Source organism: Bacillus cereus group sp. BfR-BA-01381 (assembly GCF_022663555.1).
GTDB lineage: Bacteria > Bacillota > Bacilli > Bacillales > Bacillaceae_G > Bacillus_A > Bacillus_A pacificus.
Genome location: NZ_JAKUFR010000063.1, coordinates 1 through 16,620 on the forward strand (window position 1 = coordinate 1; position 16,620 = coordinate 16,620).

Below are 16,620 nucleotides of genomic sequence, written 5' to 3' on the forward strand. Positions count from 1 at the left end.
AAATTAAAAATGCCTGAAAAGGTAAAAGAAAAAGCATTAAAAGAAGGTTATTACGCATTATCTACTGAGGTATTACCTGAGTTTGCTGGTGATTACTTAATCGTAAGTAAAAACAAAGATACTGATAACTCATTCCAAGAGACAGAATCATATAAAAACATCCCAGCGGTAAAAAATAATCGCGTATACGAAGCAAACATGATGGAATTCTATTTCAATGATCCACTTACATTAGATTTCCAACTGGACTTCTTCAAGAAGAGCTTTCTTGGTAAATAATACAAACATGAGGAATTCTTAAATTAAGAATTCCTCTTCCTTTATTCTATGAAAAGAAAAGATGTGAAACGAATGACAAAAGAACATGACAATACACGTTCTATAGCTTTTACATACAAATTAATTTTAAGCATAATTGCATTCTTTCTTATTTTTATGGTGGCAATGGTATTAGGTGCTGCAGATACTTCAATAAAAGACGTATGGCTAGCACTCACTTCCTCCGCTAAAGGGGATAAAATATCTATTATTCGCGAAATACGTTTGCCCCGTGAAGTTGCTGCTATTTTTGTAGGGGCTGGACTTGCTGTTTCTGGAGCAATTATGCAAGGATTAACACGAAATCCACTTGCAGACCCTGGATTATTAGGATTATCTGGTGGAGCAAATGCTGCACTTGCGTTAACGCTAGCCTTCAACCCTTCCATCAGCTATCTTTACTTAACATTTGCTTGCTTTATCGGTGCTGCAATTGGCGCAATTATGGTATTTGGCATTGGCATGGTGAAAAAAGGTGGACTCTCCCCTCTTCGAATTGTATTAGCTGGTGCTGCCGTTTCAGCATTTTTGCTTGCAATTTCAGAAGGTGTCGGCATTTATTTTAAAATTTCACAAGAGGTATCACTTTGGACTGCTGGGGGCGTAATTGGAACAACTTGGGGACAATTAAAAATTATTATTCCAGTCATTTCAATTAGTATCTTTATCGCTATCTTACTAGCAAAAAAATTGACAGTTCTTAGTTTCAGTGAAGAAGTAGCTATTGGACTAGGTCAAAAAATTATTGTTATTAAAACCATTCTATTTATCATTATTATCTTACTTGCAGGTGCGTCTGTAGCACTTGTCGGAAATATGGCATTTATCGGTTTAATGGTACCTCACATGGTACGCCCAATTGTCGGTCCAGATTACCGATTTGTTATACCGATGTCAGCAATTGCTGGGGCTTCCTTTATGCTACTTGCAGATACAATCGGACGTACCATTAATGCTCCGTACGAAACACCAGTTGCTGCTATTGTCGCAATTGTAGGATTACCATTCTTCCTATTCATTGTACGTAAAGGAGGAAAAATGTTCTCATGATCCCATCTATTCTAAGAAAACAACGTCTTATTATACTCGCTTTACTTATCCTAACCATTACAACTATTGTAATTGGAATGGGGCTCGGTTCAGCATCTTTATCTTATGATCGACTACTCCCAACATTAATGGGACAAGGAACTTTTAAAGAGGAGTTCGTTTTATACTCATTAAGACTCCCTAGAATTGTCATTACATTATTAGCTGGTATGGCTCTCGCTTTATCAGGAGCTATTCTGCAAGGACTTACCCGAAATGATTTAGCTGAACCTGGTATTCTCGGAATCAACTCTGGGGCCGGTGTTGCTGTTGCTATTTTCTTCTTATACTTTCCAATAGATGTAGGTTCATTTCTTTACTTACTACCTGTCGTTGGATTTATCGGAGCATTTCTAACAGCTGTTCTAATCTACGTATTTTCATATAGTAAATCAACTGGACTTCAGCCGGTGCGATTAACATTAACCGGTATCGGTTTTGCATTTGCATTATCCGGAATGATGATTGTCCTTATTTCATCCGCAGATCGTATGAAAGTGGACTTTATCGCCAAATGGATTGCCGGTAACATTTGGGGAGATGACTGGATCTTTGTTTTAGCAATGCTTCCATGGTTAATCGTATTCATTCCGTTTGTTTTCTATAAGGCAAACCGATTAAACATTCTAGCATTAAACGAACCGGTCGCAATTGGCGTTGGAATTGAAATTGAAAAAGAACGCAGATACTTATTAGTGGCGGCCGTTGCGCTTGCAGCTGCAGCTGTTTCCGTAACAGGAGGAATTAGCTTTATTGGACTAATGGCTCCTCACATCGCAAAATCTTTAGTAGGTCCAAGGCATCAAATCTTCATGCCTATCGCCCTTTTAATTGGCGGATGGCTATTACTATTAGCAGACACAATCGGACGAAATATCGTTGAGCCTAACGGTATTCCGGCAGGTATTGTTGTCGCTTTAATTGGTGCTCCTTACTTTATGTATTTGTTGCTTAAGAAGGCATAGAAAGACCCTCAAGAGTCAAATCTTGAGGGTCTTTCTTGTTTCATTCTATTGCTGTCCATACCCTTCAAACTTCTTCGCCAAATTCTCCATCTCATCTTCTGGCAATAACTTAGGCTCTCCGACGCTTTTCGTTTGATAATAAATTTGTGCACAAAACTCAATTTCTTCTGCAACAGTAAATGCCATTTTGATATTATTTGCACCTGCAATTAAACCGTGATTCGCAAGTAAAACAGCACGGCGATCAATCATCCCTTCGAAAGCTGCCTCTGCTAATTGCTTCGTACCAAATGTTTCATACGGTGCACAGCGAACATTAGGGCCTGCGAAAGCAATTAAATACGATACTGCGGGCAGTTCCCATCCTAATGATGCAATCGTCTTCGCATAAGGAGAATGTGTATGCACAAGCGCATTTATATCTTCACGCTTTCTATAATAAATAAGGTGCATATCGAGTTCGCTCGATGGTTTTCTCTCTCCCTCTACTACATCGCCATCTAAGTTTAATATAACTACATCTTCAGGCTTCGTTTCATAATAATCTAAACCACTTGGGCTAATGGCAACAAGACCTTGCTCGCGATTGAAAATACTAATATTACCGCCTGTCCCCTTTGTTAAACCGCTAGAAATCATTTTCTTTCCATACGCTACAATTTCTTCTCTTTCTTTTTGTAATAACATATACATCCCCCTAAGTATGAAGCTTATGATGACTGACTTTTTAACTCTAGATACTTATTGAAATAGCTTTTTTAAGTTCTCCGTAAACGGTGCTTTTACAATCCCTTTTTCCGTAATAATCGCTGTTACATTTTCATGTGGCGTTACATCAAATGCTGGATTATATACTTTACTTTCTTTCGGAGCAGAATATTGACCGAAGCGATTGATCACTTCAGAAGCATCTCTTTCCTCGATTGGAATTGCTTCTCCTGTCGGTGTTTTCAAGTCGATTGTCGGTGTTGGTGCCGCTACATAAAACGGAATGTTGTAGTATTTCGCTAAAATAGATACGCCTAATGTTCCAATTTTATTTGCTACATCACCGTTTGCTGCCACACGGTCGCATCCAACGATTACCGCATCAATCTTCCCTTGTGACATGACCATAGCTGCCATATTATCTGTAATGACAGTGACGTCAATTCCCGCTCGCTGCAATTCTAATGCTGTTAACGTTGAACCTTGTAATCTAGGGCGCGTTTCATCGGAATAGATTTTTAAGTCCCATCCTTTTTCTTTCGCTAAGTACATTGGGGCTGTCGCAGTACCATACTTAGTCGTCGCTAACGCACCAGCATTACAATGTGTTAATACTCCCATTCCGTCATGGAATAACGTTAAAGCATGTTCTCCAATTTGACGATTAATTTCTTCATCTTCTCTATGAATCTCTTTTGCCTCTTCTAGTAATCTATCTTTCAACTGTGCGATTGATAAGTGAGCGTTTTCTAGCGCTACTGCCTCCATTCTTTCAAGTGCCCAAAATAAGTTTACTGCTGTCGGTCGTGATGTGGCCAAATATGCACATACCCGTTTTACTTCATCAATAAATTCAGCTTCCGTACTTTCAACAAATTCCTTTACCCCTAAATACACACCATAAGCTGCTGAAACACCAATCGCTGGTGCTCCTCGTACTTTCATTACTTGAATGGCATCCCACACACTTTCAGCTGTTTTAAAAGATTCATAGACAACTTCATTCGGTAATAATGTTTGATCTAATAAAACTAAAGCATCATCTTTCCACTGGATTGGTATTAATTGCTCTTCCATCATCTTCTCCCCTTACTTCGCGTAGTGCATTGACTGTTCTTTTAACGTTTCTACAAAGCTTGTACCTGTTTTATATTGATTCGCTCGTAAAATAAATTTCTTTGCAACTTGAAGACAAATACGTTCCGCTCTAGCACGTGCTTCCTCATTCTCAATACAAGTAATGTCTTGTACTTTCGCTAGCCCAACAATACGACGAATTAACTCAAGACCCGTCACCGCAGCTGTATCCTCTAATACAGATTGTAAATAGATTTCGTTAAAGCCTTCTTCCTTCGCCATAATCTCTGTCACATGAATATCCCAAGCGTCTAAAAACTTCTTCTTAAATAAATCAATGACCTCTACCATTGTCGATTGTAACCAATCCATCACCTATTTCTTTACACTGTAACCTCTTTGCATCCTCAAACTTACATAATTTCTCTTTCACATATACAATCACATCATTAGCTTCCATTAAAAAATACTTCGTGAACTTAGACATGGTTTCCCCTCCACACTAATTGTAAGCGTTTTCTAAAAACTATAAAAAATAATAGGGTGAAATTTTTTCATCCTATATTATATCTTCTTCTTTTTGAAAGGTATATCTAGGTTTTATTATATCTTGTTAATATCTTGAGTCAATGTTTCTATATCATTGCAATATGCTTCCTAATTATATATTTGAGAGGACAAAAATTGTTCAAAAAGATTCTAGTTCATTTTATTTTATTTATCACACAATTCTTTGTAAAATAGAAATAAGCAGTTCCTTTTCAAAAAGACAACTTCTAAGAAATATTTCCTTCCTAACAATTTACACTTACACCATATCTCTAACATACACACTACTCTTTCAAACAATCATTGAAAATTTATAAACTTAAAGTTACCTTTCAATTCCCTGTTATCCTTAATTGAGAATAAATATTAATTAAATTGATATAAAGTTCGTTTATTCTCTTGACAAAATAACCACTTCTATATGATAATTAATATCGAATTAGAATTATTATAGTTAATTAAAAAATATATTTTATGAGCACACTATTTTTTGATGCTCAAAACCAACATTTAGGAGGAATTTTAATATGTTATTAATCGGCACAGAAGTAAAACCGTTTAAAGCTAACGCTTACCATAATGGAGAATTTATCCAAGTTACTGACGAAAGTTTAAAAGGAAAATGGAGTGTAGTTTGTTTCTACCCAGCTGACTTCACATTCGTTTGCCCAACTGAACTTGAAGACTTACAAAACCAATATGCAACTCTTAAAGAGTTAGGCGTTGAAGTATACTCTGTATCTACAGACACTCACTTCACTCACAAAGCATGGCATGATAGCTCAGAAACTATCGGTAAAATCGAGTACATCATGATTGGTGACCCAACTCGCACAATCACTACAAACTTCAACGTTTTAATGGAAGAAGAAGGTCTTGCTGCTCGTGGTACATTCATCATCGATCCAGACGGCGTTATCCAATCTATGGAAATCAATGCTGACGGTATCGGCCGTGACGCAAGCATTCTTGTTAACAAAATTAAAGCAGCTCAATACGTACGTAACAACCCAGGTGAAGTTTGCCCAGCTAAATGGCAAGAGGGTTCTGCAACACTTAAACCAAGCCTTGACCTTGTAGGCAAAATCTAAGGAGTTCGATCAAAATGATACTAGATGCAGATATAAAAACACAACTATCCCAATATCTTCAATTAATGGAGAACGATATTTTACTTAAAGTAAGCGCAGGAGACGATGACGTATCTAAAGATATGTTAGCTCTAGTAGACGAATTAGCTACTATGTCATCTAAGATTACAGTAGAAAAAGTTGAATTAGAGAGAACACCAAGCTTTAGCGTAAACCGCCCTGGTGAAGACACTGGTGTCGTATTCGCTGGTATTCCATTAGGACACGAATTTACTTCATTAGTGTTAGCTTTACTACAAGTAAGTGGACGCGCTCCAAAAGTTGAACAAAAATTAATCGATCAAATTAAAAACATTCAAGGCGAATATCATTTTGAATCTTATATCAGCCTAAGTTGTCATAACTGTCCTGATGTTGTACAAGCTCTTAACGTAATGAGCGTTCTTAACTCTGGTATTACACATACTATGATTGATGGCGCTGCATTCAAAGAGGAAGTAGAAAGCAAAGACATCATGGCAGTACCAACAGTTTTCCTAAACGGCGAATCTTTCGGAAGCGGTCGTATGACACTTGAAGAAATTTTAGCTAAAATGGGTAACGGTCCAGATGCATCAGAGCTTTCTGATAAAGATCCATACGATGTTCTTGTTGTTGGTGGCGGCCCTGCTGGTGCAAGTGCAGCAATTTATGCAGCACGTAAAGGAATCCGCACTGGTATCGTTGCTGAACGCTTCGGTGGTCAAGTAATGGATACTATGGGTATTGAGAACTTCATCAGCGTAAAACGCACTGAAGGTCCTAAGCTAGTAGCAAGTCTTGAAGAGCACGTTAAAGAATACGACATCGATGTAATGAATCTACAACGTGCGAAACGTTTAGAGAAAAAAGAACTTATTGAAGTGGAACTTGAAAACGGCGCTATTCTGAAAAGTAAGAGCGTAATCGTTTCAACAGGTGCTCGCTGGCGTAATGTTGGCGTACCAGGTGAAGCTGAGTTCAAAAATAAAGGTGTAGCATACTGCCCACACTGTGACGGTCCATTATTCACTGGAAAAGACGTAGCAGTTATTGGCGGAGGTAACTCTGGTATTGAAGCAGCTATCGACTTAGCAGGTATTGTTAATCACGTAACTGTTCTTGAATTCATGCCAGAATTAAAAGCTGATGCTGTATTACAAGAACGTCTTAACAGCTTACCAAACGTAACTGTTCTGAAAAACGTTCAAACGAAAGAAATTACTGGTACTGATAAAGTAAACGGTATTTCTTACATCGATCGTGAAACTGAAGAAGTTCATCACGTTGAATTACAAGGTGTATTCGTACAAATCGGTCTTGTTCCAAACACAGATTGGTTAGGCGAAACAGTTGAACGCGTTCGCGGTGAAATCGTAACAGACAAGCACGGCGCTACAAACGTACCAGGAGTGTTTGCTGCAGGTGACTGTACAAATAATCCGTACAAACAAATCATCATCTCTATGGGTTCAGGTGCAAACGCAGCTTTAGGTGCATTTGATTACTTAATCCGTAACTAATATATAGACGTGAATAAAGAAAAGCAGGTGCCGTGGCACCTGCTTTTCTTATACTCTTAATGTATACACTAAAAACCTCTCATTCCCATTCTTCTCATAAGCCCCAGGCAATCTTACTTCCCTCTTCAGCTCAAACGCAGTCTGATTTTCTAAGAAGAAAATATAGTCCTCAGAAGGATAATATAAAATAATATCCACTTCTCTCCCCATTTCTTCTACAGAAAGTAAAATGTTATTTACTACGTTCATAAATACTTGTACAGAAAATGGGTTGAAGAAATAAAATCGGTTATCACGCGGATCAATCTCATATTCCTGCGCTAAACAGCATTCAAACCCAATTTTATCTTTACTGTTTCTTACCTTGCGTGCATAACGATCAAGATTATCCAACGCTTCTTTATAAAACTCTTCATTCATTTCAATTCCAATCGCTGAAGCACCGCACTTATGGTGCATATAAAAGTTCAATCGTCCTTTTCCACATCCAAAGTCTACAATCTGGTCACTACTTCTTATTTCATATTGATTCAATAACTCATCTAATCCGCTATACGGCGTCGGTTCATAACGATGATAATGCATAGACTTGTTAAATCCTTTTTGCTCACCGACTGTTTTTATATTTAAAACTGCATCATAATATTGTTCGTTCATTCGACTTCTCCTATTAAGAAATGGTACTTATTATTATACACCATGTACTGGAGACTCATTTTTTCATCAAGTCAATAGGTACGTGAAATTATATCGACGATTTTCTCAATATATCGACTTAACGACAAATTCCTACAAAAAAACAGGAGCTTCCTAGCCCCTGTCTTCTAACACTTTCAATACAGTTTGTTTTAATATTTCTACCCCATCCATAATACAACTATGATCGAACTTCATATACGGATGGTGTAATCCAGGTTGTAGGTCTGCTCCTAATCCAAGCATGACAGCTTTTAAATGTGGTCTCTTCACTGTGTAGTAATGGAAATCATCGCTTCCTGTCGTATAAAGCGGCCCCGTACATTTATCTTCCCCATACACTTCAAGAATACCTTTACGCATAAATCGCTCAGCTTCTTCTGAAACTTCAGCTCCTGGCGCGAGATCAATCCACTCATATGAAGTTTTCGATCCCATCGATGCAGCTGATTCTATGACATGCTCTATTTTTTTCTTCAATTCTTCTAATAATGTATTACTCTCCGCTCTGACATCTAAGCTAAAATGCCCGTTACCCGGAATAATATTTAAATTATCACCACCAGCTTGGCACCTCGTCATCTTTACTGAATAGGAACTTTGCGGTGGTAGCCATATATTTTTCAAACCGATATTAATCATGGAAATAACATCAATTGCATTTATCCCTTGATGTGGGCGTGCTCCATGTGCATCTTCTCCATAAATCGTACCCTCTAAAAATCCTGCTGCTCCGTGACGAATTGATGGGGCAGCCTGTTTCAAAGATAGTTCCTCAATCGGGCGCAAATGAACACCGAATAGGAAATCCGCATCATCCACAGCACCTTTCTCTACCATTTTTAAAGCTCCATTCCCTTTCTCTTCTGCTGGCTGAAAAATAAATCTAACTGTACCACTTTTCCATCTCATATTCTTTAATTGTAAAATAAGTCCCATTACAATCGTCATATGAGCATCGTGACCACACGAATGATTCGCTTTAAATTCTCCATTCACTTCTTGCCAAAGTGCATCCATATCAGCGCGAATCGCAATAACAGGATTTCCGCTTCCAATTTCAGTAATCACGCCTGGGCAATCATCAAATATTTTATATGAAATTCCTTCTTCTTTTAAAAAGTTAGTAATATACGCTGTCGTTTCATACTCTTTCCAACTCACTTCAGGGTTTTCATGTAAATGCTGAAAGATTTCAGTTAAACGCTCTTGTAGTTCTAATGTTTTCAAAGCTACATTCTCCTTCCCAAATTCCAAAACCATTTAGGTTAATTATACTTATGAAAAACAGATGTTTTTATGAACATATTGAATTTTAAGAAAAAAGTCAATTATTTATTTTTAAACACTTAAAAAGCTTACTCTACATCTATATTACAAACTAAACAAACAACTAGAATATTACTTATTTTCTGTCTTTTGTGTTGACGCTTACATATATTTTTAGTTATCATAACCTAATAAACGTCTATTTTACGACAATTCTAAAAATACAAACAAACATACATAACAAGGAGGACCTTTATGAAAAAAGAAATACCTTTTGGTGTAGCCATGATCCCTATTATCATTACAGTTGCAGTTATGATGGTTACAATTGTTGTATTAAAACAAAGCCCTCACGTCCCACTTATTATCGGTACAACCGTTGCTTCCATCGTCGCTTGGCGTTACGGTTACAAATGGAACGACATTGAAGAAGCAATGTATAAAGGAATTCGCCTCGCATTACCCGCTATCGTTATCATTATCCTAGTAGGTTTAACGATCGGTGCTTGGATTGGTGGTGGAATTGTCGCAACAATGATTTATTACGGTTTAAATCTATTAACTCCATCACTATTTCTAGTTTCCATTACAATTATTTGTTCTATTGTTGCATTAGCTATTGGTAGCTCTTGGTCTACAATGGGAACAATTGGTGTTGCAGGAATGGGCATTGGCCTTAGTATGGGAATCCCAGCTCCAATGGTTGCCGGTGCTATCATTTCCGGTTCTTATTTCGGCGATAAAATGTCACCGCTTTCAGACACAACAAACTTAGCCGCAGGATTAACAAATACAGATTTATTCACACATATTCGTCATATGTTATTTACTACAATTCCAGGTTTAATTATTACGCTTATCGTTTATGCGTTCTTAGGAAGAAGCTTCGGCGCTAACAATATTGATGCAAAAAGTATCGAGCAAACGTTACAAGTATTGCAGCAAAACTTTGTTATCTCGCCTTTCCTACTAATCATACCTGTAGTCGTTATGGTGTTAGTTGCTAAAAAAGTTCCTGCTATACCAGCTATTCTCGTAGGTATTATTTTAGGATTTTTATCACAAGTCTTTATTCAAGGTGGTTCTGTCTCATCAGCTGTTGCTGCACTCCAAAGTGGATTTGTCATAGACACTGGCAACAAGCTAGTAGACGAGCTATTTAATCGTGGTGGTTTAAGCTCTATGATGAATACCGTCTCTATGACCATTGTCGCTATGACTTTCGGAGGAGTATTAGAACATACAGGTATTCTTCGCTCCATTGTAAATCAAATTTTAAAATTAGCGACATCAGCAAAAGGACTTATCGCTTCAACTATCGCATCTTGCTTTGCAACAAACCTTACTTGCTCTGAACAATATATCTCGATTGTTGTTCCTTCAAGAATGTACGCGAATGCATACACAGAAAAAGGACTACATTCTAAAAATTTATCCAGAGCATTAGAAGATGGCGGAACATTAACTTCTGTTTTTGTACCTTGGAATACATGCGGTGTATTTATACTCGCAACACTCGGCGTAGGTGCTTTCGAATATGCTCCTTATGCTATATTGAATTTCATCGTACCTATTATCTCGATTATTTACGGTATAACTGGTCTCACAATTACGAAACTATCTGACATTGAAAAAGCGGAACTACTAAAAAAACAAAAAGCTCAATTAGAAGCTTAAAGATAACGGTAAATTCAGTTCGTATATTGCGCGAGGACGCCCTTGTTGATAAGGCATTTCCTCGCCGCAAATATGAACATACCCATAATCAACTAGTTTCTTTAATAACCTTTCAGTTGATCGTCGAGTCACTTGTAAGTATTCAGAAAGATCTGCTGCTGTAAACTTCAATGACGGATGTGATTGACTAAATTGAATAATCTTTGATAAATTTGCTGGGCTAAGTTTCGTTTCCTTCGCTATTTTCATTAGTTCCGGGTTGTCGTTCTTCAAACTTTGTACTCTCTGTTCTTTCGGGAACGGACCAAATAGTTCTTTATCACTTGTTAGTATATAAAAACAGTGGTCTATTGGATTATTCTTCGCGAAACCTTGGGCGATTTTAGCATTTTGCTCCGCTTCTTTCACAGTTTTTCCGTAACCAAATCCAATAGCTATCGTTCCTTCTATACTCGCAAATAAATTATTTATCATATTTGTTTTTATAATGGATTCAATATCACCACGAGTTGTATACAAAATGAACGTCATTTCATCAATTGTTTTAAATGAACCACGTAGTTCTTTTGAAATGACATTTAATTGCTCAAGCAAAACATCTCGTAATTCTAAAGAAGAAATAATACAAGCACCAACAGTAGCTGAATGGCTTCTTGCTAACTCAGCTTTTATTTTTGCATCTTTTAACCCATGTATAATAGATTGCTTTGGATCTATCATACGTTCTGAAGGAATACCTATTTTTTGAAGTTCATCATAGACAGCATGAATACTAGTTAAAGCTAAATGAGCTTCTCCAGGTTGATATTTAGCTACATGAAAATCAATAACTCTATTTATTTCATCTTTACTCCACAGCATATTTTCATAATCAAACACTTGTGGACTTTCTTTTATACCGATATCCTCGAGCACATTTACAATAAATGAGCGGTCTACTAAATCAATTGAGATTTGATGTGGTTGAATACCTTGGTGATACATGACAGAAAGAATGGAAGATGCGATGGTTGTCTCGTCTTGCTGTAAGTACGTACTCGGAATTCGTAATTGTTCTCTTATTTCTTTTGCCATATAATAAGGTAAAGCACCTGAGAAAAAGATGAAATCACAAGGCTTTAAACGCTTTAATAGTTCAGAAGATTCTGCTGGATGAAGGTAAATATATGGATCAATTTCTATTTCTTCTATTTTATGAGCAATAGGTAAAAGTGTCTCCATAAACTCTTTTGAACCGACAACTGCAATTTTTATCATCATTTCTCTAACTCCTTATCATTAATTAACGACTATTTAACGTCAACTATATCAAATGTACAAAACCATTGTAAACAGGAAGGGGTCTTTATTCAATGAAAATTACAGCTATTCACCTTTATGCAATTCGTTTACCGCTTCGCGATCCGTTTGTTATTAGTTACGGTTCTTATTCTGATATGCCTTCTATTATTGTCAAAATGGAAACAGACGAAGGCATTATCGGTTATGGTGAAGGCGTCGCTGATGATCACGTTACAGGCGAATCGTGGGAAAGTACTTTCCATACTTTAAAGCATACACTAGCTCCTGCTCTTATCGGGCAAAATCCAATGAATATCGAGAAAATACACGATATGATGGACAATACAATTTACGGTGTTCCTACTGCAAAAGCTGCAATAGATATTGCTTGTTTTGATATAATGGGCAAAAAACTAAATCAACCTATATATCAATTAATTGGCGGACGCTACCATGAAGAATTTCCTGTCACTCACGTCTTAAGTATCGCAAATCCAGAAGAAATGGCTGAAGAAGCTGCCTCTATGATTCAGAAAGGTTACCAATCTTTCAAAATGAAAGTCGGTACAAATGTAAAAGAAGATGTAAAAAGAATTGAAGCGGTACGTGAACGTGTAGGAAATGATATTGCGATTCGCGTTGATGTAAACCAAGGGTGGAAAAATAGCGCCAACACATTAACAGCACTTCGTTCATTAGGTCATGTAAACATCGACTGGATTGAACAGCCTGTTGTCGCAGACGATATTGACGCAATGGCTCACATTCGTTCGAAAACAGACCTTCCGCTTATGATTGATGAAGGATTAAAGAGTTCTCGTGAAATGCGCCAAATTATTAAATTAGACGCTGCTGATAAAGTAAACATAAAACTAATGAAATGCGGCGGCATATATCCCGCTGTAAAACTCGCTCATCAAGCTGAAATGGCAGGCATTGAATGCCAAGTTGGATCTATGGTCGAATCATCCGTTGCCTCTTCCGCAGGATTCCATGTCGCTTTCTCGAAAAAAATCATTACGAGCGTCGAGCTAACAGGTCCATTAAAGTTCACGAAAGACATCGGAAACTTACATTACGACGTACCATTTATTCGCTTAAACGAAAAGCCAGGACTCGGCATTGAAATAAATGAGGATATCCTGCAAGAACTTACCGTCTTTCAAGACGTTGTACGCTAAAGGAGGACTAACGCATGACAGTTCTATACGAAGGCAGATTAAAACAAAATAATGAGCAATTTCACGTTACATTACTCACACTAGAGAACATCGAACAAATCTTATCACTACAAAACGTTGTAGTTGAGACGCTTGAGGATAAAAGTCGCTTACAACCACTATCGTTAGAAGAATTTCAATACATTCTAGAAGGAAATGGCATGATGATCGGTGCTTTTATCAAAAACGAACTCATCGCATTTCGCGCCCTACTCGTCCCTCCTATCGACGATGAACATTTAGGACTTGATATCGGCTTACCAGAAAGTGAACTACACCGCGTCATCTATCAAGAAATCTCAAACGTTCATCCGAACTGCCGCGGAAATGGGATGCAAAAAATATTAGCGACAGTCATCATGGACGAATTACAAAAAGAAAACGGCAAATATGATTATGTGTGCTGCACTGTTGCACCTTTTAACATTCCAAGTTTAAAAGATAAGTTCTCACAAGGGATGGAGATTGCTGCACTGAAGGAGAAGTATGGTGGTAGTATGCGGTATGTTTTTGTGAAGGAATTGTGTGGGGACAATGAAAGGGATTGGACCGATATTAAGAGCATTCCAATGAACAATGCTGGTGGACAACAGGCGTTGCTTTCGGAAGGGTATCGTGGGTATGAAATGGAGAAGGTGGATGGAGATTTTGTTGTGAAGTTTGGAAGATAATTGCTACACCAGAAAAAAGGAGATGTCTGCTGTAACATCTCCTTTTGCTTTCTCTTCCTTGAACATATCGACCGCAACCCCAAATATATCAGCGGTTTTCCAAATATATCGACTTACCGACAAAGATTGACAATAAGTGCATCACTAAACCGTCATCTTCCAACTAGATAACGCTAACCAGTTCTCCATTTCCTTATAATCAGGCATGATTTTCCCGACAAGACGCCAAAAAGAGCGATCATGATTTAAATGAACCATATGACACATTTCATGAACAACTACATAATCAATTACTCGCTGTGGTGCCATCGCTAGCTTCCAATTGAAGGTTAGTTGTAAATTCGAATCACAAGTACCCCACGTGCGACTACTATCTGTAATACGAATAGAACGTGGTTTTGTTTTAAAGTTACTTTGATGCGCTTTAATACTCTTCTCTACTAATGACTTACACTGCTTATAGTAAAATCGTTTTAAAGCTTGCTGTATTTTCTCATCTTTAAGATCTTTCACATAAATATGTAGCTTATCTCCTTCAAACACTGCATTGTCTTGCGTAATATTTGTATCTTGAGAAATTTGTATCGGATACGTACTTCCTAAATACAAAAAGCCTTCTCCTTGATCATAATCCTTTTCCTGTGGTCCACGCGCTCGCTCCGCCATTTCCTTACGTGTTGCCTGAATCCAATCCCACTTCTCTTCTAGCAACTGGACTAAATATTCAACAGGTGTCCCTTTCGGAGCTTGCACCTCAACATTCCCGTAAGAATCCACCAAAAAACGCACCGATTTTTTCTTTTTATAAGTTATATGAAAATTAATTGTTTCGCCTAAATATGTATGTACCATTTCATCACCTAGCATATTATTTTTACAAATAAAAAAGAGTAGGATACAAACGTCCTACTCTACCTATTATATCATTTACCGCTTTAACGGAATCATTATCCTCTATACTTTACAGCTAATCCTTTAATGAAATTCCTTGCGTATCTATCGCCGCACTCTTTGTAATTTTTATGACCTTTTTTTCTTAATAGAGCGCCTAGTTCTCCTTTTGTCACCTTAACGCCTACGCTATCTAGTATATCAAGTACATCTTCACTCGTTAATGAAAGGGCGATTTTCATTTTCTTTAAAAGAAGGTTATTCGCACTCTCTTTGCTTTGTACAGGTGCCGGTTGTCCAGGTTTCGGATCTTGCTTACCTCTTTTTAAAGTAATAAATCCATTTAAAAATGCCTCTAACATCATCATATCGCATGTTTTTACGTACTCATCTTCTTCTACATCAGGGTTTTCGGGTTCGTACTGAGGCGCTCTCTTTATTTTTGTAAGCATATCAACTACGTCTTCTTTCGTTACTTCCATTCCGCCAAGTTTAAAAATTTCTACCATATCTATATCTTTTATATCTAAAGCATATCTTACTCTTTTTAATATATCGTTGTTGCTCATTGCCATTGGGTTTCCTCCTGAAATGTTGATTATAGTAATGCTTTTAGCATGTGTAAATGAATGTCGTTAAGTTACTACTTTAACATTTTAGAGGAAGGTTTTGTAGTCTTAGGTGGATTCATGCTAGTTAGGATTAAATCTAGGAAGAGATTGGAATGCTTTTTAATTCTTTTTTTCTATAAAATATATCTTAATTTTTTTATAACAACACACAGGTATTAATTAGTATAATAGAATAACAGCATTTTAAGGGCTTTCAGTTAAGTGGAGAATATCCAGTCTATATTTTTAGCGAAAGGGCAAGAATTTTTTAAACTCTTTCTATGTTATTGATAAAAAAACATACTTTACTTTTATGAATGGAGTTTGTTGTAAATGTTAGAAAAAGGTGCAGACCGAGTGAACAAAGTAGAATTAATGGACAAACATCTTGATTCTCACCAAGGAAAAATAACCAGTACCGAGATTTGTAACATTGTAATGTCCATTTTCAAATTTGATTTAACAACTAAACCTGTCCTATCAAAAGAATGGATAATGGCAAGATCAGGTTCCTCAACTGAGAACATTGCTATAAAGGCCATAGATTCTACCCTCACCCATTATGGAAGAAAGGCCACAGGAATAGAAATCCGCCAACTTATCAATCAAATTTTTGGTATTAACTTAGATGCAATATCCTCTTTAGAAGGGGCAAGAATTTCTTTATTTTCTAAAAATCAATGGGTTGTTCGTGATGAACAAGATTTATTTGTTGTTCATACTGGATTAGGGGATGTCGATGTAAAGGTTTTTCCTACTGACTATTTCACTGAGCACACTGGATTAGAAGAATTGCCGAAGGACCTAAAGCGATCATTAACAAACTTTGGATTCTCTTGCGATGAAAGGGCAGGATGTTACTATTACTCAAATCCATCTGGAGAAGCAATTCCAGACGAATTTAAAGGGCAGGTCATCGGAACAATTCTTAAGGTAATTCACGATTCATATCAATCTTTATAAAAA

At 37.1% G+C, this 16,620-nt stretch carries 16 protein-coding genes and 2 pseudogenes; 9 read left to right on the forward strand and 9 right to left on the reverse strand.

What is annotated here, in order from left to right; genetic code table 11:
* From MR079_RS19695 to MR079_RS19705, 3 genes and pseudogenes are all read left to right on the forward strand, one after another.
* Nucleotides 1-279 (forward strand): annotated as a pseudogene (locus MR079_RS19695) (ABC transporter substrate-binding protein); the annotation flags it as partial.
* 48 nt (nt 280-327) lie between these two features.
* Nucleotides 328-1,368 carry a FecCD family ABC transporter permease gene (locus MR079_RS19700; protein ID WP_242294474.1) on the forward strand — a complete coding sequence of 347 codons (1,041 nt, stop codon included), beginning with the start codon at nt 328-330 and terminating at the stop codon, nt 1,366-1,368.
* Nucleotides 1,365-2,372: a FecCD family ABC transporter permease gene (locus MR079_RS19705; protein WP_000613093.1), complete on the forward strand. Its 1,008-nt coding sequence runs from the start codon at nt 1,365-1,367 to the stop codon at nt 2,370-2,372. The genes MR079_RS19700 and MR079_RS19705 overlap by 4 nt, the downstream gene beginning before the upstream one ends.
* A gap of 45 nt (nt 2,373-2,417) precedes the next feature.
* Here MR079_RS19705 and MR079_RS19710 read toward each other — a convergent pair whose 3' ends face one another.
* The 4 genes and pseudogenes from MR079_RS19710 to MR079_RS19725 form a co-directional block, all read right to left on the reverse strand.
* Nucleotides 2,418-3,059 carry an L-fuculose-phosphate aldolase gene (locus MR079_RS19710; protein WP_000926547.1) on the reverse strand — a complete coding sequence of 214 codons (642 nt, stop codon included), beginning with the start codon at nt 3,057-3,059 and terminating at the stop codon, nt 2,418-2,420.
* Between the two features lie 54 nt (nt 3,060-3,113).
* Nucleotides 3,114-4,160, reverse strand: a complete 1,047-nt coding sequence (gene mtnA / locus MR079_RS19715) for an S-methyl-5-thioribose-1-phosphate isomerase (RefSeq protein ID WP_242294475.1) — start codon at nt 4,158-4,160, stop codon at nt 3,114-3,116.
* Nucleotides 4,161-4,169: 9 nt separating this feature from the next.
* A pseudogene (locus tag MR079_RS19720) lies at nt 4,170-4,529 on the reverse strand (S-methyl-5-thioribose kinase); the annotation flags it as partial.
* A complete protein-coding gene (locus tag MR079_RS19725; protein WP_139869456.1) occupies nt 4,492-4,644 on the reverse strand; it encodes a 5-methylthioribose kinase in 153 nt (50 codons plus the stop codon). The pseudogene MR079_RS19720 and the gene MR079_RS19725, both read right to left, overlap by 38 nt.
* Nucleotides 4,645-5,233: 589 nt before the next feature.
* Between MR079_RS19725 and ahpC the strand changes: the two genes are divergently transcribed.
* Nucleotides 5,234-5,797 (forward strand): alkyl hydroperoxide reductase subunit C, encoded by a 564-nt coding sequence (ahpC, locus tag MR079_RS19730; protein ID WP_000924422.1) that lies wholly within the window; start codon nt 5,234-5,236, stop codon nt 5,795-5,797.
* A 14-nt stretch (nt 5,798-5,811) separates the two neighbouring features.
* Complete coding sequence (ahpF, locus tag MR079_RS19735) at nt 5,812-7,338, forward strand: alkyl hydroperoxide reductase subunit F (protein ID WP_000599493.1); 1,527 nt, start codon at nt 5,812-5,814, stop codon at nt 7,336-7,338.
* Nucleotides 7,339-7,386: 48 nt separating this feature from the next.
* On the opposite strand, the gene MR079_RS19740 is transcribed toward ahpF, so the two are convergent.
* Both MR079_RS19740 and MR079_RS19745 read right to left on the reverse strand, forming a co-directional pair.
* Nucleotides 7,387-7,995, reverse strand: a complete 609-nt coding sequence (locus MR079_RS19740) for an SAM-dependent methyltransferase (RefSeq protein ID WP_242294476.1) — start codon at nt 7,993-7,995, stop codon at nt 7,387-7,389.
* Between the two features lie 153 nt (nt 7,996-8,148).
* Nucleotides 8,149-9,264, reverse strand: coding sequence for a M20 peptidase aminoacylase family protein (locus MR079_RS19745; protein ID WP_139869454.1), 1,116 nt, complete (start codon nt 9,262-9,264; stop codon nt 8,149-8,151).
* A 294-nt stretch (nt 9,265-9,558) separates the two neighbouring features.
* Between MR079_RS19745 and nhaC the strand changes: the two genes are divergently transcribed.
* Nucleotides 9,559-10,980, forward strand: coding sequence for a Na+/H+ antiporter NhaC (nhaC, locus tag MR079_RS19750; RefSeq protein WP_000711544.1), 1,422 nt, complete (start codon nt 9,559-9,561; stop codon nt 10,978-10,980).
* Here nhaC and MR079_RS19755 read toward each other — a convergent pair.
* Nucleotides 10,969-12,240 (reverse strand): transcriptional regulator, encoded by a 1,272-nt coding sequence (locus tag MR079_RS19755; RefSeq protein ID WP_242294477.1) that lies wholly within the window; start codon nt 12,238-12,240, stop codon nt 10,969-10,971. The two genes, nhaC and MR079_RS19755, sit on opposite strands and share 12 nt — an antisense overlap.
* A 92-nt stretch (nt 12,241-12,332) precedes the next feature.
* Here MR079_RS19755 and MR079_RS19760 point away from each other — a divergent pair, with 92 nt between their 5' ends.
* Together MR079_RS19760 and MR079_RS19765 are read left to right on the forward strand one after the other, a co-directional pair.
* Nucleotides 12,333-13,442, forward strand: coding sequence for a mandelate racemase/muconate lactonizing enzyme family protein (locus tag MR079_RS19760; protein ID WP_139869451.1), 1,110 nt, complete (start codon nt 12,333-12,335; stop codon nt 13,440-13,442).
* A 14-nt stretch (nt 13,443-13,456) separates the two neighbouring features.
* Entirely contained in the window at nt 13,457-14,152 is a 696-nt protein-coding gene (locus MR079_RS19765; protein WP_242294478.1) for a GNAT family N-acetyltransferase, read from the forward strand.
* A 144-nt stretch (nt 14,153-14,296) separates the two neighbouring features.
* On the opposite strand, the gene MR079_RS19770 is transcribed toward MR079_RS19765, so the two are convergent.
* Complete coding sequence (locus tag MR079_RS19770) at nt 14,297-15,004, reverse strand: M48 family metallopeptidase (RefSeq protein WP_139869449.1); 708 nt, start codon at nt 15,002-15,004, stop codon at nt 14,297-14,299.
* Between the two features lie 95 nt (nt 15,005-15,099).
* Nucleotides 15,100-15,618 carry a YehS family protein gene (locus MR079_RS19775; RefSeq protein ID WP_139869448.1) on the reverse strand — a complete coding sequence of 173 codons (519 nt, stop codon included), beginning with the start codon at nt 15,616-15,618 and terminating at the stop codon, nt 15,100-15,102.
* 369 nt (nt 15,619-15,987) lie between these two features.
* Between MR079_RS19775 and MR079_RS19780 the strand changes: the two genes are divergently transcribed.
* Complete coding sequence (locus MR079_RS19780) at nt 15,988-16,617, forward strand: hypothetical protein (RefSeq protein ID WP_139869447.1); 630 nt, start codon at nt 15,988-15,990, stop codon at nt 16,615-16,617.
* The last annotated feature ends 3 nt before the right edge of the window (nt 16,618-16,620 follow it).

Bases quoted from the DNA above. Each gene is read 5' to 3' on its own strand.
- MR079_RS19700 (WP_242294474.1), top strand. From the start codon at position 328: ATGAAAAGAAAAGATGTGAAACGAATGACAAAAGAACATGACAATACA.
- MR079_RS19705 (WP_000613093.1), top strand. From the start codon at position 1,365: ATGATCCCATCTATTCTAAGAAAACAACGTCTTATTATACTCGCTTTA.
- MR079_RS19710 (WP_000926547.1), bottom strand. From the start codon at position 3,059: ATGTTATTACAAAAAGAAAGAGAAGAAATTGTAGCGTATGGAAAGAAA.
- mtnA (WP_242294475.1), bottom strand. From the start codon at position 4,160: ATGATGGAAGAGCAATTAATACCAATCCAGTGGAAAGATGATGCTTTA.
- MR079_RS19725 (WP_139869456.1), bottom strand. From the start codon at position 4,644: ATGTCTAAGTTCACGAAGTATTTTTTAATGGAAGCTAATGATGTGATT.
- ahpC (WP_000924422.1), top strand. From the start codon at position 5,234: ATGTTATTAATCGGCACAGAAGTAAAACCGTTTAAAGCTAACGCTTAC.
- ahpF (WP_000599493.1), top strand. From the start codon at position 5,812: ATGATACTAGATGCAGATATAAAAACACAACTATCCCAATATCTTCAA.
- MR079_RS19740 (WP_242294476.1), bottom strand. From the start codon at position 7,995: ATGAACGAACAATATTATGATGCAGTTTTAAATATAAAAACAGTCGGT.
- nhaC (WP_000711544.1), top strand. From the start codon at position 9,559: ATGAAAAAAGAAATACCTTTTGGTGTAGCCATGATCCCTATTATCATT.
- MR079_RS19755 (WP_242294477.1), bottom strand. From the start codon at position 12,240: ATGATGATAAAAATTGCAGTTGTCGGTTCAAAAGAGTTTATGGAGACA.
- MR079_RS19760 (WP_139869451.1), top strand. From the start codon at position 12,333: ATGAAAATTACAGCTATTCACCTTTATGCAATTCGTTTACCGCTTCGC.
- MR079_RS19765 (WP_242294478.1), top strand. From the start codon at position 13,457: ATGACAGTTCTATACGAAGGCAGATTAAAACAAAATAATGAGCAATTT.
- MR079_RS19770 (WP_139869449.1), bottom strand. From the start codon at position 15,004: ATGGTACATACATATTTAGGCGAAACAATTAATTTTCATATAACTTAT.
- MR079_RS19775 (WP_139869448.1), bottom strand. From the start codon at position 15,618: ATGGCAATGAGCAACAACGATATATTAAAAAGAGTAAGATATGCTTTA.
- MR079_RS19780 (WP_139869447.1), top strand. From the start codon at position 15,988: ATGTTAGAAAAAGGTGCAGACCGAGTGAACAAAGTAGAATTAATGGAC.